The sequence below is a fragment of the Bradyrhizobium sp. Unk1 genome, assembly GCF_059512345.1.
This window is the reverse complement of the sequence record NZ_JCAMOP010000052.1, coordinates 1-20,986: the sequence shown is the minus strand read 5'-3', so window position 1 is coordinate 20,986 and position 20,986 is coordinate 1. Positions and strand designations below refer to the sequence as shown.

At 63.8% G+C, this 20,986-nt stretch carries 17 protein-coding genes and 1 pseudogene; 9 read left to right on the top strand and 9 right to left on the bottom strand.

Annotated elements, in window-relative coordinates; translation table 11 throughout:
- Nucleotides 1-53: 53 nt before the first annotated feature.
- Nucleotides 54-2,027 (top strand): aq_1923 C-terminal domain, encoded by a 1,974-nt coding sequence (locus AC5ZFO_RS40850; RefSeq protein ID WP_282522380.1) that lies wholly within the window; start codon nt 54-56, stop codon nt 2,025-2,027.
- 110 nt (nt 2,028-2,137) lie between these two features.
- Here the strand turns inward: AC5ZFO_RS40850 and aspS are convergent, their stop codons facing one another.
- Nucleotides 2,138-3,910, bottom strand: a complete 1,773-nt coding sequence (aspS, locus tag AC5ZFO_RS40845; RefSeq protein ID WP_282522379.1) for an aspartate--tRNA ligase — start codon at nt 3,908-3,910, stop codon at nt 2,138-2,140.
- A gap of 196 nt (nt 3,911-4,106) precedes the next feature.
- Between aspS and AC5ZFO_RS40840 the strand changes: the two genes are divergently transcribed.
- A complete protein-coding gene (locus AC5ZFO_RS40840) occupies nt 4,107-5,585 on the top strand; it encodes a protein adenylyltransferase SelO (protein WP_496123627.1) in 1,479 nt (492 codons plus the stop codon).
- A gap of 194 nt (nt 5,586-5,779) precedes the next feature.
- On the opposite strand, the gene AC5ZFO_RS40835 is transcribed toward AC5ZFO_RS40840, so the two are convergent.
- On the bottom strand, nt 5,780-6,772 hold the full coding sequence (locus tag AC5ZFO_RS40835) for a class I SAM-dependent methyltransferase (protein WP_282522377.1): 993 nt from the start codon (nt 6,770-6,772) through the stop codon (nt 5,780-5,782).
- A 33-nt stretch (nt 6,773-6,805) separates the two neighbouring features.
- The gene (locus tag AC5ZFO_RS40830) at nt 6,806-7,816 is read right to left on the bottom strand and encodes a M23 family metallopeptidase (protein WP_282522376.1); all 1,011 of its coding nucleotides are present in this window, start codon (nt 7,814-7,816) and stop codon (nt 6,806-6,808) included.
- A 260-nt stretch (nt 7,817-8,076) separates the two neighbouring features.
- Between AC5ZFO_RS40830 and AC5ZFO_RS40825 the strand changes: the two genes are divergently transcribed.
- Genes AC5ZFO_RS40825 through AC5ZFO_RS40810 form a run of 4 tightly spaced genes read left to right on the top strand, consistent with a single transcriptional unit; the run spans nt 8,077 to nt 12,089 of the window.
- Complete coding sequence (locus tag AC5ZFO_RS40825; protein ID WP_282522375.1) at nt 8,077-8,928, top strand: phosphodiesterase; 852 nt, start codon at nt 8,077-8,079, stop codon at nt 8,926-8,928.
- 1 nt (nt 8,929) lies between these two features.
- Nucleotides 8,930-9,880 carry a carbohydrate ABC transporter permease gene (locus AC5ZFO_RS40820; protein WP_496123626.1) on the top strand — a complete coding sequence of 317 codons (951 nt, stop codon included), beginning with the start codon at nt 8,930-8,932 and terminating at the stop codon, nt 9,878-9,880.
- Entirely contained in the window at nt 9,877-10,746 is an 870-nt protein-coding gene (locus tag AC5ZFO_RS40815; protein ID WP_282522373.1) for a carbohydrate ABC transporter permease, read from the top strand. The genes AC5ZFO_RS40820 and AC5ZFO_RS40815 overlap by 4 nt, the downstream gene beginning before the upstream one ends.
- An 11-nt stretch (nt 10,747-10,757) precedes the next feature.
- Nucleotides 10,758-12,089, top strand: coding sequence for an ABC transporter substrate-binding protein (locus AC5ZFO_RS40810; RefSeq protein WP_282522372.1), 1,332 nt, complete (start codon nt 10,758-10,760; stop codon nt 12,087-12,089).
- Nucleotides 12,090-12,167: 78 nt separating this feature from the next.
- Here the strand turns inward: AC5ZFO_RS40810 and AC5ZFO_RS40805 are convergent, their stop codons facing one another.
- The 4 genes from AC5ZFO_RS40805 to AC5ZFO_RS40790 form a co-directional block, all read right to left on the bottom strand.
- Entirely contained in the window at nt 12,168-12,989 is an 822-nt protein-coding gene (locus tag AC5ZFO_RS40805; RefSeq protein WP_282522371.1) for an ABC transporter permease, read from the bottom strand.
- An 8-nt stretch (nt 12,990-12,997) separates the two neighbouring features.
- On the bottom strand, nt 12,998-13,882 hold the full coding sequence (locus tag AC5ZFO_RS40800) for an ABC transporter permease (protein ID WP_282522370.1): 885 nt from the start codon (nt 13,880-13,882) through the stop codon (nt 12,998-13,000).
- A gap of 11 nt (nt 13,883-13,893) precedes the next feature.
- Nucleotides 13,894-14,958, bottom strand: a complete 1,065-nt coding sequence (locus AC5ZFO_RS40795; RefSeq protein ID WP_496123625.1) for an ABC transporter ATP-binding protein — start codon at nt 14,956-14,958, stop codon at nt 13,894-13,896.
- A gap of 66 nt (nt 14,959-15,024) precedes the next feature.
- Nucleotides 15,025-16,164, bottom strand: a complete 1,140-nt coding sequence (locus tag AC5ZFO_RS40790; RefSeq protein ID WP_496123624.1) for an ABC transporter substrate-binding protein — start codon at nt 16,162-16,164, stop codon at nt 15,025-15,027.
- 194 nt (nt 16,165-16,358) lie between these two features.
- Here AC5ZFO_RS40790 and AC5ZFO_RS40785 point away from each other — a divergent pair, with 194 nt between their 5' ends.
- Nucleotides 16,359-17,093 carry a FadR/GntR family transcriptional regulator gene (locus AC5ZFO_RS40785; protein WP_282522367.1) on the top strand — a complete coding sequence of 245 codons (735 nt, stop codon included), beginning with the start codon at nt 16,359-16,361 and terminating at the stop codon, nt 17,091-17,093.
- 32 nt (nt 17,094-17,125) lie between these two features.
- On the opposite strand, the gene AC5ZFO_RS40780 is transcribed toward AC5ZFO_RS40785, so the two are convergent.
- Nucleotides 17,126-18,115, bottom strand: a complete 990-nt coding sequence (locus AC5ZFO_RS40780) for a zinc-dependent alcohol dehydrogenase family protein (protein WP_496123623.1) — start codon at nt 18,113-18,115, stop codon at nt 17,126-17,128.
- Nucleotides 18,116-18,219: 104 nt separating this feature from the next.
- Between AC5ZFO_RS40780 and AC5ZFO_RS40775 the strand changes: the two genes are divergently transcribed.
- Together AC5ZFO_RS40775 and rnd are read left to right on the top strand one after the other, a co-directional pair.
- On the top strand, nt 18,220-19,119 hold the full coding sequence (locus tag AC5ZFO_RS40775) for a LysR family transcriptional regulator (RefSeq protein ID WP_282522365.1): 900 nt from the start codon (nt 18,220-18,222) through the stop codon (nt 19,117-19,119).
- Between the two features lie 352 nt (nt 19,120-19,471).
- Complete coding sequence (gene rnd, locus AC5ZFO_RS40770) at nt 19,472-20,620, top strand: ribonuclease D (protein WP_282522364.1); 1,149 nt, start codon at nt 19,472-19,474, stop codon at nt 20,618-20,620.
- A gap of 165 nt (nt 20,621-20,785) precedes the next feature.
- Here rnd and AC5ZFO_RS40765 read toward each other — a convergent pair.
- Nucleotides 20,786-20,986 (bottom strand): annotated as a pseudogene (locus AC5ZFO_RS40765) (aspartate aminotransferase family protein); the annotation flags it as partial.

Genomic DNA, 20,986 nt, shown 5'->3' with positions numbered 1-20,986 from the left:
ATTTCCCGAATATGGCAGGTTGCGCAGTGCAAAACGAGCAACTGGAGCTGGGAATGAAGCGAGTCCTGATCGGCCTGATCGTGGCAGCCATGCTTGCCGCGGGCGGATGGTTCGGCTTCAACCTCTACGCCCAGCACCGCGCCATTGCCGAAGTCGAGGCGGCGTTCGAGCGGATGCGCGCCGATGGCGGCAAGGCGAGCCACGGCAAGGTCGTATTCGACCTGATGAGCAGGACGCTGACCATCGAGGACATCGCGGTCACGCCCGGCAGCCAACCGCAAGCGCAGGTCAGGATCGCCGGCATCAAGGGGACCGGCGTTCGCCAGATCGACGACAGCAGGTTTACGGCCGACAGCATCGACATCACCGGCATTGACGTCGCGTTGGACCAGGTCGGTCAGGCCAAGGTGAAGGCGTCCTACAAGATCCCGCAACTGAGGATGCGCGACTATGCCGGCCCCCTTCACACCGGGACGGCGCCGGCGAACGGCTCCCTGATCGAACTCTACCGCTACGTGCTCGGTCAATACGCGAGCGTCACGGCAACCTCGCTCACGGCGCCGACGCTGACGATGAGCTTCGATTCCGGCAGCGGTCCCGGCGGCAGCGGCGAGATCACCTATTCCGGCTTGGCGATCCAGAATCTGAAACGCGGCAAGATCGACGCGATGAAGGCGGACCGCGCCGCCATCTCGGTCGATGTGAAGCAGCCAGGCAAGCCGGACAAGCTGACCGGCGAGCTGTCGAACGTCATCGTCAACGATTTCGATGCGACCGCGATCATCGCCGCGCTCGATCCAAAGACCAGCAGTGACGAGACCTATCATCGCGTCTACCGGCAAGTCTCGGCCGGCCCCTATGCGCTCAAATCTGCCCAGGGGATGCGTGTCGATATCGACGGCTTCGTGATGGAGGACATCGACGTGCAGCCGTCGAAATTCCGGCTGGCCGAGCTGTTTGACGCGCTGCCGCAGGATCAATCGGCTGTTCCGACGCCGGCACAGTCGCGCGAGATGCTGGAGAAGATCGCCGGAGTCTATGAGGGTCTTCGCATCGGCAGGGCCGAGGTCAGCAAGATTGCGATCGGCACACAGCAAGGGACCGGCAAGGTCAGCGCGATCCGATACCGCGCGGGCGAGTTCGCGATCGAGGGCGTCGATACGCCGGCCCCGCAGGGGCAGTTCAAGATGGAGCGCTTCGCGCTGAAGTCGTTCAGCGCGGCGAACCTGATGCGCTGGGCCGCGGGCCTCAGCAATCCCGGGCGGGCGCCCTCGCCCGATCAGATGCTGGGCCTGTTCCGGGTGCTCGAAGGTGCCGAGATCAAGGGCGTGGTCTCTCCCTTCAAGAACACGCGGCAGCTCGTCACCATCGATACGATCAGCCTGAATTGGGGCCAGCTGGTCGGATCGATCCCGAGCAAGGCCAATCTGGTCGTGAAGATGGTCACGCCGACCGATCCCTCCAATCCGGCGCAGCGGCCGCTGATCATGGCGGGCGTGGACAAGCTCGCGATCGACCTCGATCTCGGCGCCGCCTGGACGGAGTCCTCGGGCGCCTTCGCGCTTGCACCAGCCACGATCGATCTCGGCAACCTCGCCAAGGCACAGGCCCGCTTCGCGCTCGCCAATGTGCCGCGCGGCCTGTTCACCACGACCGACCCGATGGAGGCTATGAGTGAGATGGCGCAGGTCGAGACCGGCACGCTCGAACTCTCCCTGCGTGACAGCGGCGTCGTCGATCTCGTCGTGGCGCAGTTCTCGCGCATGCAGAATGTCAGCCGCGACGCCGCCCGCAGGGCCATCGCCGAGATGATCCGGGCGCAGGGCGAGAAGGTCACCGCCGCCAATCTCGATGCCAGAGCAGCGGTCGATGCACTCGCCGGCTTCGTCGAGACCTCAGGTCAAACGCTCACCATCAAGCTCACACCGCTCGGCAAGGTGCCGGTGCTTCAGCTCATGGACGCGCTGAACAGCGAGCCGATCGTCGCGCTGGCGCAGTTCAGGATCGAGGCGTCGACGGGGCTTTGAGGGGCGATCCCTGCCCACCACCTCACAGCACGCGTTAAAGCCAGACGGTGGGCACGGCGCTACGCGCCTTTGCCCACCTAGCGGGATTGCGTTGCTTCCAAGGCACGGGCCTATTTCTGCGGCAGGTTCACCCGCACATGCAGCTCGCGGAGCTGCTTGGTGCTGGGTTCGGACGGTGCACCCATCAGCAGATCCATGGCCTGCTGATTCATCGGGAACAGCGAGATCTCGCGCAGATTGTTGGTGCCGCACAGAAGCATCACGATGCGGTCGACGCCCGCGGCCATGCCGCCATGCGGCGGCGCGCCGTACTGGAAGGCGCGGTACATGCCGCCGAAGCGGTCGACCACTTCCTGCTCGCCGTAACCTGCGATCTCGAACGCCTTCACCATCGCTTCCGGCACGTGGTTGCGGATGCCGCCGGAGGCGATCTCGTAGCCGTTGCAGGTGATGTCGTACTGGAACGCCTTGATGGTCAGCGGGTCCTGGCCCTTCAGCGCGTCGAGACCGCCCTGCGGCATCGAGAACGGGTTGTGCGAGAAGTCGACCTTCTTGTCGTCCTCGTTGTACTCGTACATCGGGAAGTCGACGATCCAGGCGAGCTCGAACCGCTCCTTGTCGGTGAGGTTCAGCTCCTCGCCGACCTTGTTGCGGGCGAGACCTGAGAATTTCCAGAACTTGTCGGGGTCGCCGGCCACGAAGAAGGCGGCATCGCCTTCCTTGGTACCGATCTGCGCGCGGATCGCAGCGGTGCGCTCCGGCCCGATGTTGTTTGCGAGCGGACCCGCACCTTCGCCGCCCTCGCGCCACATGATGTAGCCGAGACCGGGTTGGCCTTCGCCCTGCGCCCACGAATTCATGCGGTCGCAGAAGGCGCGGCTGCCGCCGCCCGGCGCCGGGATCGCCCAGACCTGGCTCTTGGGGTCTTCGAGCATGCGTGCGAAGACCTTGAAGCCCGAGCCGCGGAAATGCTCGGAGACATCCTGCATCTCGATGGGGTTGCGCAAATCGGGCTTGTCGCTGCCGTATTTGCGCAGCGCTTCGGCGAACGGGATGCGGCGCCAGTTCTTGTTCACCGGCTTGCCCTTGGCGAACTCCTCGAACACGCCGGTGATGACCGGCTCCATCGCCGCGAACACGTCCTCTTGCGTGACAAAGCTCATCTCGACGTCGAGCTGGTAGAACTCGCCCGGCAGACGGTCGGCGCGCGGGTCCTCGTCGCGGAAGCAGGGCGCGATCTGGAAGTAGCGGTCGAAGCCCGACATCATCAGCAGCTGCTTGTATTGCTGTGGCGCCTGCGGCAGCGCGTAGAACTTGCCGGGATGGATGCGCGAGGGCACCAGGAAGTCGCGCGCGCCTTCCGGCGAGGACGCGGTCAGGATCGGGGTGTTGAACTCGAAGAAGCCCTGCCCCTCCATGCGCCGACGCATCGACTTGATGATCTCGACGCGCGTCATGATGTTCTGGTGCAGTTTTTCGCGACGCAGGTCGAGGAAGCGATACTTCAGGCGGATGTCTTCAGGATATTCCTGGTCGCCGAACACCGGCAGCGGCAGGTCGCCGGCCGGTCCCAGCACCTCGATCTCGCTGACATAGATCTCGATCTTGCCGGTCGGCAGATCGTCATTGTCGGTCCCCTCGGGGCGGCGGCGGACCTTGCCGTCCATCTTGACCACGAATTCCGAGCGGAGCTTTTCGGCCAGCGCGAACGCCGGCGAGTCCGGATCGACCACGCACTGGGTCAGGCCGTAATGGTCGCGCAGGTCGATGAACAGCACGCCGCCGTGGTCGCGAACGCGATGGACCCAGCCCGAGAGGCGGATCGTCTCGCCGATGTTGCTCTCGCGGAGATCGCCGCATTTATGTGACCGGTAGCGATGCATGGTCGTCCCAAATTCGATGTCGGAGGAAGCGAATCGGACGGCCTGAAACGACCGGTCCGAAGTTGCGGCAGGGTTTACCCGACGAGACCGGGGGCGGCAACCAAGGGAACGGCCTGTTTTGGGCCAGAAGCGCCCATTTTTGGCCAATCTGGGCCCGAGCCTTTGCCATCAGACGTTCGAGGCCTATCTTGAGGCCATGACAGTTCATTTCCCCTTCCAAAACTCCTATTCGGCACTGCCGGACAGCTTCTTTGCCCGGGTCGCGCCGACCCCTGTGGCCGCCCCCCGGCTGATCAAGCTGAACCGGCCCTTGGCGGTCCAGCTCGGGCTCGATCCTGATATGCTGGAGACCCCTGAGGGTGCCGAAATCCTGGCCGGCAAGACGGTTCCACCAGGCGCCGATCCCATCGCCATGGCCTATGCCGGCCACCAGTTCGGGCAATTCGTGCCCCAGCTCGGCGACGGCCGCGCGATCCTGCTCGGCGAGGTCATCGACAGGGACGGCGTCCGCCGCGACATCCAGCTCAAGGGCTCGGGCCCGACCCCGTTCTCCCGCCGCGGCGACGGCCGCGCCGCGCTCGGACCGGTGCTGCGCGAATACATCGTCAGCGAAGCCATGTTCGCGCTGGGCATCCCGACCACGCGCTCGCTCGCCGCGGTCGTCACCGGTGAGCACGTCATCCGCGAGACCGCGCTGCCCGGCGCCGTGCTGACGCGCGTCGCCGCGAGCCACATCCGCGTCGGCACCTTCCAGTTCTTCGCCGTCCGCCGCGACACCGGCGCGATCCGCCGGCTCGCCGACCACGTCATCGCCCGCCACTATCCAGATCTGCTCCATGCAGAGCGCCCCTATCACGCGCTGCTCGCCGGCGTCGTCGCGCGCCAGGCAGATCTCGTCGCGCGCTGGCTGCTGGTCGGCTTCATCCACGGCGTGATGAACACCGACAACAGCTCGATCTCCGGCGAGACCATCGATTACGGGCCCTGCGCCTTCATGGACGCCTACAACCCCGCGCAGGTCTTCTCGTCGATCGACGAGATGGGTCGCTACGCCTATGCCAACCAGCCGCGCATCGCGCTGTGGAATCTGACCCGGCTCGCCGAATGCCTGCTGCCGCTGTTCTCCGACGACCAGGAGAAGGCAGTCGCCGAAGCCCAGGACATTCTCGGCGCCTTCGCCGAGACGTTCAGCACGGCCTATCAGGCGGGCCTGCGCAAGAAGGTCGGCCTGCTCACGGCGCGTGACGGCGACGAGGCGCTGATCCAGGACCTGTTAGATGCCATGGCCAAGAACCAGGCCGACTTCACCCTCACCTTCCGCAAGCTCGGTGACGCCGCGGCCAACGAGGCCGGTATCTCCGACGTCCGCGCACAGTTCATGGATCCCTCAGCCTTCGACGACTGGGCCAAACGCTGGCGCGAGCGCACGGCGCTGGAGCCGCAGACCGCCGCCGAGCGGCAAGCCGCGATGCATGCCGTCAACCCGATCTTCATCCCGCGCAACCACCGCGTCGAGGCCGTGATCCAGGCCGCGGTCAATAACGACGACTACGCGCCGTTCGAGGAATTGGTGAAGGTGCTGGCCAAGCCGTTCGAGGAGCAGCCGGACTACGCGGCCTACGCCGATCCGCCGCTGCCGGACCAGCGGGTGTTGCAGACGTTCTGCGGGACGTGAACCTGATCCGGAGTGCGGCGCCGTGACGCAAGTCAGCATAGCGATGCCGTGTCCTGGCTATGCTGTTGATGACGTCCTCACCACCCCGAACACCAACATTGGCAACACCCGCTCCGGATTCACGTGGAACGTTGCAACGATCAATCCTCGGGCGGATCGAACGTCAGCAGCGACATCCTTCTTCAAAAGGAACTTCAATTCCTGATCGCAAACACGTTGTGACCGAAGATCGACAGGCCAAGCGTTTCGGAAAATGCGCGCGGGAAGAAGCGATAATCCTTTAGGCTGAGTGGGAAGAACCGGAAGCGTTGCGGTTGCGGCAGGTTGGCTGCTGTGAAAATGAAATCGATATCCCGCGCCGAGAAGTAATTGATGTGATCGGGCGGGATCCACAGATGCCGTTTTCGAAACTGCGGGAAGACCGCCCGCACGTCATGCACATTTGGGGTGATGACGATCATGAGGCCGCCGGGCCGCAATGACCTCGCCGCCACTTCAATCATCTGTCGCGGCTCGGCGACGTGCTCGATGACGTTGTCAATCACGATCGCATCGGCCATATCGCCGCCGCGGAAAATTTCTTGAACTATCGGTACGCCGGCACGGATACCAAAGTCGGAAAGCCCGCGTGCCGGCTCGTAGCCCTGATAGACGACGGGATCGTCGCGCAACAGGTAACCGACCTCGCCACGCCCGCAGCCGATCTCGAGTACCCGTTGACCGGACTTGAGGTGCGCGAGGATGAGCCGCCTGATCTGGTGATGTCGTGGCCGGAACGCCCAGTCGATCTTCTCGATCTCGACGTGGTTGGCTGTGTCCGCCGGCGGATCGGCAACGAAGACATGCCCGCAGCCGCCGCACTGGACGATAGAGAAGTCATCACCCTTGCGGCTGATCGTCAGTTTTGGATGAAATTCAGTGTTGCCGCAAAGGGCACAGCAATCTCTAGGCGAGCGTTCCATTTTCTTGGCTCCAGGGGCAGCTCTATACCCCCTGCAACCCATCCGCGTAAAGACCCGATGCTGCACTGCAACTGGCCAGAGCGAGAGCAGCACGAGGGAGCCAAACACGACGCCGAACTGGAGCGGCGGGACGATCGCAATCACCGCGGCATGAATAACAATCAGCGGGACCAGGAAGCGAAACACATGGTCGAAGCGGCCGACGCGTCCCCTGAATGACAACAAGAAACGTAAGATTTCTACGACAGCCGCCTCGCCCTACTTCGTCGCCTTGCGCACCCCGCCGAACGACGCCGCGTCGAACTTTTGCGGATCGACGGGATCGTAGCGTGACCACTCCATGTCGGGCACGTTGGCGTAGCGCTCGGTCCAGGCCTTGTCCGTCGTCGTTGTGCCAGGCGCGACGGGGCGGATCTCGAAATGCAGCACCTTGTTCGGGCCGATCTCGCCGATTGCGTCCTTTGCCTTGACGCTTGCGCCCACCGCAAGCGCCTCTCCCTTCGGCCCGACAATGCGACCGAGCTGAACGTAGCGCGTGTAGACGACGCCGCCGTTGGGATAGGTGTGCTTGAGCACGACGTAGCGGCCGCAACCGCCGATCACGGGCAGGTCGGCCGGCGCCTGCTCGCTGGCCTCGATTTTGACGACAACGCCGTCCGCCATCGCCGCCACCGGGCCGCCTGCCTTGTCCATGGTGAAGTCGACGCCGGGATGCTCGTCCTGGGTCCAGCATCCACAGGAGGTCATCGTCTTGTCTGCAGGCTTGTCGGCGCGCGGAAAGCTGCGCGGGGTCAGGAATTCATTGACCAGCAGTCCCGGCCCCTCCGGCGACGTGAAGGCATGGATCGTATAGAGCGACAGCTTATCCCCGACCGCCACCTCGTTCGGGAGAAAACCGTACACCACATCCTGGATGAAGACCTTGAGCTCGCGCCCCTTGGCGGAGCGGACCATGATGCAGTTGGTCGCCTGCAAGCCGTCGGCGTCGGTCTTGGGCATGCCGCTCATGATCAGCGATCGTTTGAGCGCACCGCTTGTGCACGGCTCCCCGTGGGAGGCCAGCGTGACGTCGAGCTTCAGCGGCGACATCGGGTAGACGTCGAGGCCGCTGGCCGGTCGCCGCCGTGCCAGGAATTCGTCGAGATCGGTCTCCTTGTAGCGGGCGAAATTGAATTCGGCGCGGGCCGCTTCGGGGATCGCACAGAGAACGACTGGCAGCAGAAAGGCAGCAAGCAAACCCAGCTTGTGGAGAACACGCGGCGGCAACATTCGGAGGTCTCGTGATGCAAATTCGGTGAGCGGCATGAGCAAACCATGACCGCATCTTCGCGGCAAGGTAGATCGTATCTTGCACCTCAATCGTGAGAGGTCATTCGGCTCCAGGGTACGCTCGCCCGGTCGTCCCAAGCATGTCCACACCTTCCACGCGCCGCGGGAACCGCTGTCATCAAACTGAAACACTCGCGTTCTAACGGCCTGTCAGGGACGTCCTGCCGGAGGCGCCCATCCTCCAACAGTTCTGACGCGCCATGCCCTTCAAGTTCATCCACATCACCGACACGCATCTCGCGAACCCCGGACTGAAGCTCTATGGCCTCGATCCGCGCGCCCGGCTGGATGCGGCGGTTGCCGACATCAACAAGCACCAGTCCGATGCCGCCTTCGCCGTCGTGACCGGCGACCTCACCCATTGGGGCGAACCTGAATCCTACGCCAATTTCGCCGAGGCGATGGCCGCGCTAAAGATCCCTTACATCGCCATGGTCGGCAATCACGACAAGCGCGTGGCCTGCCTCGACGGCCTGAAGGCCGCCCCGCGCGATCCGAACGGCTTCGTCCAGGGCACGCGCACCACCGAGCACGGCCTGTTCGTGTTCCTGGACACGCTGGACGAGACCAGCCACGCCGGCGAGATGTGCGCCAAGCGCCTCGGCTGGCTCGCGAGCACGCTGGCGGCCGCGCCCGCCGACATGCCGTTCGTCGTCTTCATGCATCATCCGCCCTTCCCGGTCGGCGTCCACGCGATGGACGAGATCGCACTGGCCCAGAGCGGCGAATTCGCCGAAGTGATCGCGCCCTACCGTGCACGCATCCGTCACCTCTTCTTCGGCCACGTGCATCGGCCGATCTTCGGCAGCTACGGCAAGATCCCGTTCTCGACGCTCCGCGGCACCAACCACCAGGTCTGGTTCGAGCTTGACGCTTCCGCCACCGACCATCTCGCCAGCCATGAGCCGCCCGCCTATGGCGTGGTGCTGATCGACGGCGAGAACCTGGTCGTGCACAGCCACGACTTCCTCGACACCAGTCTGCGCTTTCCATTCGCCGCACCGACGGGAATGAACGACCGCGACTATGCGCTCAATTTCCCGGCGCGATGAGATGAGCCTCGCTGAACCCGCGGCTCTCCCGGTCGCGACTTCGGCGGCACCGCGTTTGCACGTCCTGAAGCGGTTTCTTGGCCGCTTCAAAGCCTCGCTGCCCGCCTATCTGCTGCTGTTGCCCTCGCTGGTCTTCCTCGCGCTGTTCACTTATGGCGCGATGGGCCGCGTGCTCATCGACGCGCTCTACCAGCGCGCCACCCCGAAGGCACCGGTCCGCTTCGTCGGCCTCGACAATATAGCCGCGGTGCTTGCCGATCCCGCCTTCACCGGCGCGGTCGTCAACAATCTCGTCTACGCCATCGGCACGGCGATCCCGAGCATTGGACTTGCACTGCTGTTCGCGCTGGCGCTGTCGCGCACCAATGCGGTGAGCAGCGCGCTGCGCGCCGCATTGTTCCTGCCGGTGCTGATCCCAATGGTCGCGGCCTCCGCGCTATTCCTGTTCATCTTCCTGCCCAATGTCGGCCTGCTCGACTACTACATCGGACGCCTGCTTCCGGTGGTGCCGAACTGGCTCGGCGACCCCGACATCGCGCTCACTGCGATCATGGTGATCACCATCTGGAAGAACGCCGGCTACTACATGCTTTTCTTCCTCGCCGGCCTCCAGGCCGTGCCCGAGGATGTCATGGAAGCCGCGCATCTCGACGGTGCCGGCCCGTTCATGCGGCTGCGCTACATCATCCTGCCGGAGCTCAAGCCCACCTTCCTGTTCGTCATCGTCATCGCCACGCTCAACGCGGTCACGCAGGTCGACCACGTCTTCGTCATGACCAAGGGCGGGCCGTCCAATTCGACCAATCTCGTGCTGTTCTACATCTACCAGCAGGCGGTTGAGCATTACGACATCGGCAAGGCCTCGGCGGCGACGCTGCTGACGCTTGCGGCGCTGATGGGCCTCACCGCGCTCTCCTTCCGGACGATGGCCAATCGTGAGGGCGGAGCATGACGTTGATCGACTGGCTGCTTAGGGACGCCCCGCTCGCCACGCGCCGTGAGATCACGCCAAAGCTCGGCTTTCTGCTGACCGTGCTGCTCGCGATCGTCTGGCTGATCCCGTTCCTGTGGATGGGCGTGGCGACGCTGCGCCCGGCGTCCGACGGCATCAACACGATGGCCGAGCTGATGCCGAGCCTCAAGCCCACGCTCGACAATATCAGGGATGCCTGGGAGATCGGCGATTTTCCGCGTTACACCCTCAACACCACGATCATCTGCACCGGCATCCTGCTGGTGCAGTTCGTCACGATCACGCTGGCCGGCTTTGCCTTTGCGCGGCTCGAATTCGCCGGCAAGACGCTGATCTTCTATTTGTTCCTGATGCAGCTGATGCTGGTGCCGGTGCTGCTGATCGTGCCGAATTTGAGCCTGGTGGCGCAACTCGGGCTCTACGACACGCTCACCGGCGTGATGATGCCGTTCTTCGCCTCGGCCTTCGGCACCTTCCTGATGCGGCAGGCTTTTGAAGCCATTCCGACCGAGCTGGAAGACGCCGCCCTGATCGACGGCGCCAGCCTTCTCCAGCGCATCCGCCACATCTACGTGCCGCTGTCGATGCCGAGCTTCTCGGCCTTCGCCATTATCTCCGTCACCAGCCACTGGAACGACTTCCTGTGGCCGCTGATGGTGATCAATTCGCCGGACAAGCGGCCGCTCACGGTCGGCCTGTCCGTCTTCACCGCGACCGCCGAAGGCACGCAGGCCTGGGGCACGATTGCCGCCGGCACGCTGATGGTGATCGCGCCGCTACTCATCACCTTCCTGATCTTCCAGAAACGCTTCATCAGCTCTTTCGTCACCTCAGGCATCAAATAGGAGATTTTTCGATGCTGTTTACCCGCAGGCTCATGCTTGGCCTTGCCATGGCAGGCTCTATGGCCGGCGCCCTCGCCGTCCCGGCGATGGCCGAAGGTCCGACCGAGATCGACCTGTTCTTCCCCGTCCCCGTCGACGGCAAGCTCGCACGCGACATGGGCACCTTGATCAAGGAGTTCAACGAGACTCATCCCGCCATCAAGGCGACTGCGGTCTACACCGGCTCCTATGACGACACGCTGATCAAGACGCGCGCCTCGATCAAGGCCGGCAAGCCGCCGGCTGCCGTGATCATGTCCGCGAACTTCCTGCTCGACATGCAGATCGAGAACGAGCTCACCAATCTCGACGGCCTGATCGCCGCCGACGGCACCACCAAGGACCAGTTCCTCGGCCAGTTCTTCCCCGCGTTGCAAGGCAACGCGGTGATCAACCGCTCGGTCTACGGCGTGCCCTTCCACAATTCGACGCCGCTGCTCTACATCAACGCCGACAAGGCCAAGGAAGCCGGCCTTGACCCGAACAAGCCGCCGCAGACCTGGGCCGAACTCACCGACTGGGCCAAGAAGCTCACCAAGCGCGAAGGCGACAAGGTCACCCAATGGGGCATCGCGATCCCCTGCGCCTATGACTATTGCGGCTGGATGATAGAAACGCTCACCATGACCAATGGCGGGCGCTACTACAATGAGGAGTTCGGCGGCGAGGTCTATTACGACACGCCCTCGATGCTGGGCGCGCTGACCTGGTGGAACGACCTCGTCTACAAGCACAAGGTTCATGCGCCCGGCGCCACGCCCGGCCCGGCCGTCAGCACCTCCTTCATCTCCGGCAATGCCGCTATGATGATGCTGTCCACGGGCTCGCTGACCTATGTGCGCGACAACGCCAAGTTCAACTACAAGGTCGCGTTCATCCCGCGCAACGTCCGCAACGCCGTGCCGATCGGCGGCGCCTCCCTGATCGTTCCGGCCGGCGTCGAGGCCGACAAGCAGAAGGCCGCCTGGACGCTCATCAAGTGGATGACCTCGCCCGAGAAGAGCGCATGGTGGAGCCGCGCCACCGGCTATTTCGCGCCCAACATGGCCGCCTACAAGACGCCTGACATGGTCGAATTCCTGAACAAGAACCCGGACGCCAAGACCGCCGTCGAGCAGCTCGACGTCGCAAAACCCTGGTTCGCGACCTACAAGACCGTCCCGGTCCGCAAGACGCTCGAGGACGAGGTCATGCTGGTTCTCAACGGCAAGAAGCAGCCGAAGGAGGCCTTGGTCGCTGCCCAGAAGGCCGCCGACGAGACGCTGAAGCCGTACAATGCAGAGACCTCGCTGAAGCTGCCGTAAGGCCGACGATCAACCAAACAACAACCTCGGCGCTCCACTGTGTGGGGCGCCGAAATCATTTCAGGGGTCGTGATTGTGTCAGTTGCGCCTGCCGTCGAGCCTGAACACCATCTGCGTCGGACGCACGAACCGCAATGCGACCAGCAGCACGGCCATGACGGTGCACATGTAGATGACAGCCATCGCATCGATCGAATAGACCGGCCGCACACCGCCGGCAAAGACGTTGTAATAGAGCGCCACGACCAGGGTCTGCGATCCCCCGCCCGCAAGCAGAAACGCCAGCTCGAAGTTCGAGATCGTATTCACGAGAACCAGCAGGCCCGCTGTCAAAATGCCGGGCAGCATCAGCGGCAACAGGATGCGGCGGAATATCTGCAGCCGGCTCGCGCCGAGCATCTGGGCCGACCATTCAAGGTTCAAGCTGATCTGCTCGAAGAACGGCAACAGGACGAAGACCGCAAGAGGAACCATGGGGACGAGCACGGCGAGAATGACGCCAATGACCGTCCCGCCGACACCAAACCCATAAAGCGTCGTCGCAAGCGGAATGCCGTAGGTCATCTGCGGGATCAGTAGCGGCAGGAAGTAGAGCAGCAGCAGGACCGGCTTGGCGTTGAAATTCCGCCGCGCCAGCACGTAGGCCGCCGGAAATCCGATCGCGAGCGCGATGAAGACCACGGCCAGCGCGATGAACAGCGTGATGAAGAGAACATGGGAGAGCTCGAACTCCCGCCAGGCGTAGGTAAACCAATCCGTCGTGAACGCCGGCGGCAACGGCTTGCCGAACCAGCGTTTGGCGAACGAGCTCACCACGACATGCGTCACGATTCCGAGCAGGTTGAGGATGAACCCCAGCAGGAACAGGTAGATCGCCAGCTTCCACATCCGTCCGCGCATTGGTCCCCTCAGCGTTTGCCGACGCCCATGGTCGTGGCAATGGTCATACGGCGGCGCACCAGCACGATGACCACCAGCGCCGCGAGCTGGCAGAGCCCCATGATGACCGCGATCGCGGACGCGTAGGACATGTCATATTGCTCGAAGGCCTGCTGGTAGGCCGCGATCGAGATTGTCCGCGTCGAACCGGCCGGCTGGCCAACCATCACCGCGGATGGAAACACGGCAAAGCTCATAACGAAGACCAGGGCAAACGCGATGATCAGGCCCGGTGCGATCAACGGGAACATGACGCGCCGGAAGATGGTCCAGGGCCCGGCGCCCAGCATGCGGGCGGAGCTCTCCAGGCTCGGGTCGATGCCGGAGATGTAACCGAGCAACATCAGGAAGCAGAACGGAAAGTTCTGCATGAACAGCGAGAAGGTGACGCCTATGGAATTATGCGTCAGCTCGAGCGGGTTCTCGATCAACCCGGCGGCGAGCAGCAGTTGGTTGAGCCAGCCATTGTGGCCGTAGAAGCCGAGGATCCCTTCCGACAGGAAGACGACACCGAGCGAGATCGGAAGCACGAGAATGGTCGTGATGGTACGCTCGAACCAGATGCCACGCCGCATGCCGTATGCGAGGAACAGCGCAGCCAACACGACCGCGACCGTCGTCGGCAACGCCAACATGAAGGTCGTCTTGATCGTGTTGTACTGGTAGGCGTCGTTGAAGAACGCGACATAGTTCGAGAATATTCCGGCGTCGCGCTTCTTCGGCTGCAAGCTGATGTAGATTCCGTAGAGGAACGGGTAGACGAACATCGCGAGCACGTAGAGCAGCGACGGCGCAAGACAGAGGATCGCGACGAGGTCCAGTTCGCTGCGGGAATCAGAGCGGATGCGAGCCACGACCTGTCCCCTCACTCGCGACGCAGCAGGACGAATTTGTCCGCCGGCAAGGTCAGATCCAGCATCTCGCCCAATAGGAGCTTCTCGTGCGAGCGGACCCAGAGCCTTGCGCCGCCATCGAGCGCGATCTCGGCCTCCTGCTCGCGTCCGAGATATTCGACCAGCTCGACCTTGCCGCGCAGCACATTGACGCCATCACCGGACTTGCCGAGACGCACATCTTCCGGCCGGATCGCCAGAACGGCGTGCTCGCCCGGGCGGAAACTATCCCTGGCCCTGGCCTGCAAGATTTGCCCCTTGAAACCGGCTTCGATCATACCGCCCGCTTCCTTGCCGAGCGTCACATCGAGGAAATTTCGAAAGCCCATGAAATCCGCCACGAAGACGTTCTTGGGACGGTCGTGGATTTCCTGCGGCGTCCCGACTTGCATGAGCACACCTTCGCGCAGCACGACGATGCGGTCGGAGAGCGAGAGAGCTTCGGCCTGGTCGTGGGTGACGTAGATGGAGGTCAGGCCGAGCTGTGCGTGCAGCTGCTTGATCTCGGCGCGCATCTCGACGCGGAGCTTTGCATCGAGGTTGGACAACGGCTCGTCGAACAGCATCAACCGAGGATGCAGCACAAGAGCGCGCGCGATGGCGACACGCTGCTGCTGTCCGCCCGAGAGCTGACCGGGATAGCGGTCTTCATAACCGGCAAGACGCACCAGACCGAGCATGTCCCGCACGCGCTGCTCGATTTCCGCGGACGGTCGCTTCTGGAGAGAGAGGCCGAAGGCGACGTTGCCGAACACAGTCAGATGCGGAAACAGCGCGTAGTTCTGGAACACCATGCCGAACCCGCGCTTTTCGGGCGAGACATCGTCAATCCGTCGTCCGTTGAGATGGATCTCGCCGTCGCTCGGCGGCACCAGCCCCGCGATGATGCCGAGCGCCGTGGACTTTCCGCACCCGCTCGGCCCCAGGAAGGTGACGAACTCGCGGCCGCCGATCTCCAGCGGAAAGTGGTCGAGCACCACCTTGCCGCCATAACGCTTGGTGATCGACATCTGCAGTTTATCGATAGAGTCGGCCATTCCCCGCCCCGCATACGCGCGCGAGGGCCGCACCTGCGCGCCCTCGCGTCTTGGTCCCGGTTATTGTTATTTCTTGACCTGATCGGCGCCGACCTCACGGTCCCACCGTTCCATCGCGTAGCTCAGCTCGGTCACGCCCAGCGGAGGCGATACTTTCCATTTGGTCCCGATCTGATCATATTCAGGACGCCAGAACTCCTTCACCTCGTCCTGGATATCCTTGGGTGCCGATGCCAGGGCTGCGGCCTTCACGACCGGCCCGATGAAGGCCTTCCAGGTGAGCGCCTGCTGCTCCGGCTTCCACATGAACTTCATGAGGTCGACGATGACATCGACCTGTTCCTGCGGCACGCCCTTCGGGATGCACCAATAGTGACCGTCCACCACGAACGTGGTGTTCTCCAAGATTGCGATCTTCGAGTCCGGCGGGATCACGCTCTGCGCGCGCGGCTTCATGTCCCATTCCATGATCCCGGCGATCATCCAGCGCTGCCCCTGGGCGAACTCCTTCAACGTGATCGCGGTACCGGTCGGATAATATTCGACGGACTTGCCGAGCTCTTTCAGGAAATCCCAGCTCTTGTCCCAGCCCTTTTCGGGGTCGAGCGGCTTGGAGTCCCCAAGAATGAAGGCAAAGCCCTGGAGGATCGCGCGGCCCGGCCCGCTGTTCGCCGGGCGCGCATACATGAATTTGCCCGGGTTCGCCTTCACCCAAGTCAGCAATTCCTGCGCGGTCTTCGGCGGGCTCGGCACCTTCGCCGGATTGTAGATCAGCACCGGTCCACCGGCATTGCCGACTGACGGAATGAGGACGCCCTTGCCCTCGTCGTAAAGCGCCTTGCCCGCATCGGTGAGGCCGTCGCGCGGAAAGGTCTTCTGATAATCGGGGATGGCGATGAGCTGGCCGTTCTGGGCCAGCAGCGCGCCGCCATCCTGCCCGGTCAGCACCAGATTGATATCGAGGCGTCCGGCGTCCTGCTGCGCCTTGATCTTGGCCGGAAGCTCCGGCGCCGGCGCGCGCTGGATCTTGATCTCGCTGACCTTGTCCGGATTCGCCTTCTTGTAGTTCTCGATGATGGCCTGCACCGAGGCCAGGTCACCGCCGGTATCGATGATCGAAAGACTGATCGGAGCGGCCAGGGCTCCGCTGCAGAGACACGCCCCCACCAGGGCCGCGACCATTGGGGTTGCTGACCTCGTTTTCATTCTCGCCTCCCAAGCGCTTTATTTTTTTGCGCAACTTGTTATTTATTTGTAAGGCAAGCATCGACGAAATCTTCGCTGGTTGTCAAGCGGTCTGTTCTTTGGCTGTTTCGAACTGCCGGCCGAGCGCCTTGTGCACGGGCTGAAATGTCAAAAACTTGTTTGGAAGCCGAACGCAGAACCGGGCGGAGCGGGATTTGAAAAAGCCTGCGATGAAATCCGTGGAGTTGCCGCTCTCCTCCTCGACGGGACGATTGAGCGACCGGATCTACGATCATGTGCTCGGTCAGATCGCGATCGGCATCCTTCCCGTGAACTGCCGGCTACCGCCCGAGAATGGCCTCGCCGAACTCCTCGGCGTTTCACGGCCCGTCGTTCGCGAGGCGCTGACGCGATTGCGCGATGACGGCCTGATCGCATCACGCCAGGGTGCGGGCTGGTTCGTGACGCGGCGCCCGGCCGCCAATGCCTTCGACTTCGCGCCTGTCAGTAGCATCCCCGACATCCAGCGCTGCTTCGTGTTCCGGATGGCCGTCGAGGGCGATGCCGCGGGCCTCGCCGCACGCAACCGGGACAGGCAAAGCCTGCGCCGCATTCAGCAGGTCCTGACCAGGCTGGATACGATGGTCGCCCAAGGGCGCGAGGGCGGCCTTGGTGTCGAGGAAGATCTTCTCTTCCACCGCACGATTGCGGAGGCGAGCGGCAACCGGTTCTTTGTCGAGACGCTGACCTCGTTGAGGGAGCAGATCGCCATTGGCGTCAATCTCAACCGCAACCTGTCGCTCATTCAGCCGCGCGGTCGCATTCTCAGAGGGCAGCAGGAGCATCGCCGCGTGTTCGAGGCCATCGAGGCACAAGACGAGGACGGCGCCCGCCGCGCCATGCGCACGCATGTCGAAAATGCCCGCAAGAGAATCTTCGAGGGGGGCTGATCGCCGCGACGTAAGCCACGCGCCGCGCGCGGTTAGATCGTCACCACGATCTTGCCGAACTGATTGTTCGACTCCAGGAAGCGATGCGCCTCGACGATCTCCTCGAACGGGAACGTTCTGGCGATCACCGGCTTCAAGCTGCCGTCTGACAACCCGTCGAGGATGAATGCCTTTGCTTTCGCAAGGCGCACGGGATCGCGGATGATCTCGTGCACGAGGTAGCCGCGCAGGACCAGGCACTTGGTCAACACGTTGAAGAGCGGGAACGGCGTCGGCGCGGGGCTTAGCCCGCCATACTCGATCAGGATTCCGCCCGGCGCCATCGCCGCAGTCAGCGGCTCGAATGCGGGACCGCCGACGGCGTCAAACACCACGCGGACGCCGTTAAAGCCGGCGATCTCCGCGAGCCGCGCTTCGATGTCTTCCTCGTCCGAGACGATCACGTGGGCGGCGCCGGCCTCGCGCAAGGCGCGCTGCTTGGTCGAGGTCCGCGTCAGGGCGACCGGGACCGCGCCGATCCGGTTCGCGATCTGGATGGCCGCGAGCCCGACACTGCTCGATGCCGCCGTGACGGCGACGACATCCCCTCGCCCAAGTCCGGCGATGTCGACCAGCGCGCCGTAGGCCGTCAGATACTGCATCCACACCGCAGCCGCCGCCTCGAAGCCAAGCTCGGGCGGATGCTTCACGACGAGCTCGGCCGGAAACGTCGCGAGCTCGGCATAGGCCGGCCATCGCACCATCGACAGCGGCGGCACGATGCTGAGCGCATCTCCCGGTGCAAAACCGGCCACGCCTTCGCCGATGGCCTCGACGATACCCGCCGCCTCCAGGCCAAGGCCGGACGGAAATGTCGCGGTCTCGATATAGGTGCCCGTCCGCAGCAGCGCCTCCGCACGGTTGAGGCCGAGCGCCCTGACCCGGATCTGAACCTCGCCCTTTGCCGGCGGCGGAACGTCGACGGTCTCGATACAAAGCACTTCGGGACCGCCATGCCGGTGAAAGCGAACGACGCGCGCCATGGAATACACTCCAAAACAGTTGAACTGAATGGAGCTATGCCGATCCCGCCGCAGTGGATAAATGACCCAAACACGCGAACAGTCGAAACCAGGAGTTTTCAATCATGGACCGCCTGGCCAGCATGGCCGTATTCGTCCGGGCCGTCGATCTCGGCTCGTTCGCGGCTGCGGCCGACGCCCTGGAGATGTCGGGGCCGATGGTCGGCAAGCATGTGCGCTTCCTCGAAGAGCGCCTCGGAGTCCGCCTCCTCAACCGCACCACGCGGCGCCAGAGCCTGACCGAGGCTGGCCATGCCTATTACGAGCGCTGCCGCACGGTACTCAGCGAGGCCGAGGCTGCCGACGCCGTCGTGGCCAACGAGCTTTCCGAGCCGCGCGGCAGGCTGCGCGTGACCATGCCTGCCCTGCTGGGCCGGCACTGCATCGCGCCCTTGCTGATGACGCTCGCGCGAAAATATCCGCATCTCGAGCTCGACCTCTCCTTCGGCGATCCCATAGCTGACATCATCGAGGCCGGCTACGATCTCGCGATCCGGACCGGCGATCTCGACGACCAGTCCGGTCTGATCACGCGGCGCATCGCAAGCCAGCGTATGGTGGTGTGCGGCGCGCGGTCCTATTTGCGCGCCAACGGCAAACCGAAATCGCTCGACGATCTCGCCGCGCATAAGGCGATCATCTATCGCCGCTCTGGACGCGTCCGGCCGTGGCTGTTTCCACAAGCCGACCAGCCGCCGCGCGAGATCATGCCTTCGGGCCGGCTGAGGCTCGACGATATGGAGGCGATCGCGGACGCCGCCGCGCAAGGCATGGGTCTCGCCTGGCTGCCTTATTGGCTGGTCCGCGAGCGTCTCGACAGCGGCGCGCTGGTCGGCCTCTTCGAAGGCCAGCCCGAATTCCTCTACGAATGCCACGCGCTGTGGCCCCGTTCGCCCCGGATTCCGCCCAAAGTCCGTGCCGCCGTGGACGCGCTCGCTGCCGCCTTGCCGAAGCTCATGGGGTGATGGTCGAGCCCGCCCCGTTAACCCCCCGTCCACCATCCGGCTTGCCGTGCGGCCGGTAACCACGAGCATTAACAGACCGTCAACGTACCCCCGACAAATCTATCAATGTTTCTGGAGATTTCGCCGTGGATCTGTTGGTTTTCGAGTTCCTGGGGCTGGCGCTGGTCGCCATGTGCGTGGTCGTGGTGGCGCTGCCCTGCGCGCGCAAATCCTCGCACCGGATCCGTTACGAATAGGAATTTCGTCGGAAACAGGCGATTCCGGCCCGATGCAAGGCTCGAATTCGCTTAGAGCCCCTTGACATCACAGCGCTTTCGGCAGAACGGCTGATACCAAGTGTCATGGGCCGTTCATGGATTTAATTACCACCACCGCTGACCTCGCGGCTGCCTGCAGCCGGCTGGCCAAGCACCCTGTTATTACAGTCGATACCGAGTTCCTGCGCGAAACCACCTACTACCCGCTGCTGTGCGTGGTGCAGATGGCCAGCCCCGAGGAAGCGATCGTCATCGACACCCTAGCCGAGGGGATCGACCTCAAGCCGTTCTTCGACCTGATGGGCAACGAGGGCGTGCTGAAGGTATTCCACGCCGCCCGCCAGGACATCGAGATCATCTGGCACCAGGCCAACATCATCCCGCACCCGGTGTTCGACACCCAGGTCGCGGCCATGGTGCTCGGCTATGGCGACAGCATCGCCTATGACGCGTTGGTCGAGAAGGTCACGGGCCACCGCCCGGACAAGACCCACCGCTTCACCGACTGGTCGCGCCGGCCGCTGACAAAAGAGCAGATGCACTACGCGGTGTCCGACGTCACGCACCTGCGCGACGTGTTCGCCGCGCTCGACGCCGACCTCAAGAAGCGGCGCCGCAGCGAATGGGTCTCCATCGAGATGGAGGTTTTGACCTCGCCCCGCACTTACGACTTCCACCCCGAGCGCGCCTGGGAACGGCTGAAGACGCGGGTCCGCAAGCCCAAGGACCTCGCGGTCCTGATGGAGGTCGCGGCCTGGCGCGAGCAGGAAGCGCAGAGCCGCGACGTGCCGCGCGGCCGTGTGCTGCGCGATGAAGCCATCAGCGACATCGCGACCCACGCGCCGAACACGCTGGAGAAGCTCGCCCATCTGCGCTCGGTGCCGAAGGGGTTCGAGAAATCCAAATGGGGCGCGGACATCGTCGCCGCGGTCGAGCGCGGGCTGGCGCGGGATTTTGCGACGCTGCCGAAGCTGGAGAAGCCGCGCAACAACAACAATGGCGCCGCCATCGTCGAGCTGTTGAAGGTCCTGCTGCGCATGACCGCGGAGCGCCACGCGGTCGCCAGCAAGGTGATCGCCACCGTCGACGATCTCGAAGAGATCGCAGCCGACGATGAGGCCGACGTCCCCGCCTTGCGCGGCTGGCGCCGCGAGCTGTTCGGCGATGCCGCGCTGAAACTGAAGCGCGGCGAGCTGGCGCTGGCGATCGAGAAGGGTCGCGTGATCGGGGTTCAGCGGGCGTAGACGGCCAGCGAGATCATCCCGACCGCCGACGGAGCCAAACCCTCATCCTGAGGAGCGCTGAACGCGCGTCTCGAAGGATGAAGGCCCGGCCCTCGGCCCCGCCCTTCGAGACGCGCGCAAAGAGCGCGCTCCTCAGGGTGAGGGTCAGCTAACTCCGATGCCGCTCTACGCCGGCGTCAGCTTCGCCACTTCCGGCTTCATGTCGTTCAACACACCGGCAATGGCCGCGATCAGCTCGTCGATCTGAGCCTTGGTGACGATCAGCGGCGGGCAGATGGCGATGGCATCCAGCATGTTGCGCGAGATCACGCCGCGCTCCTGGAGCATGCGGCTGGCGATGCCGCCGACGGCGCCGGGCGTGCTGGC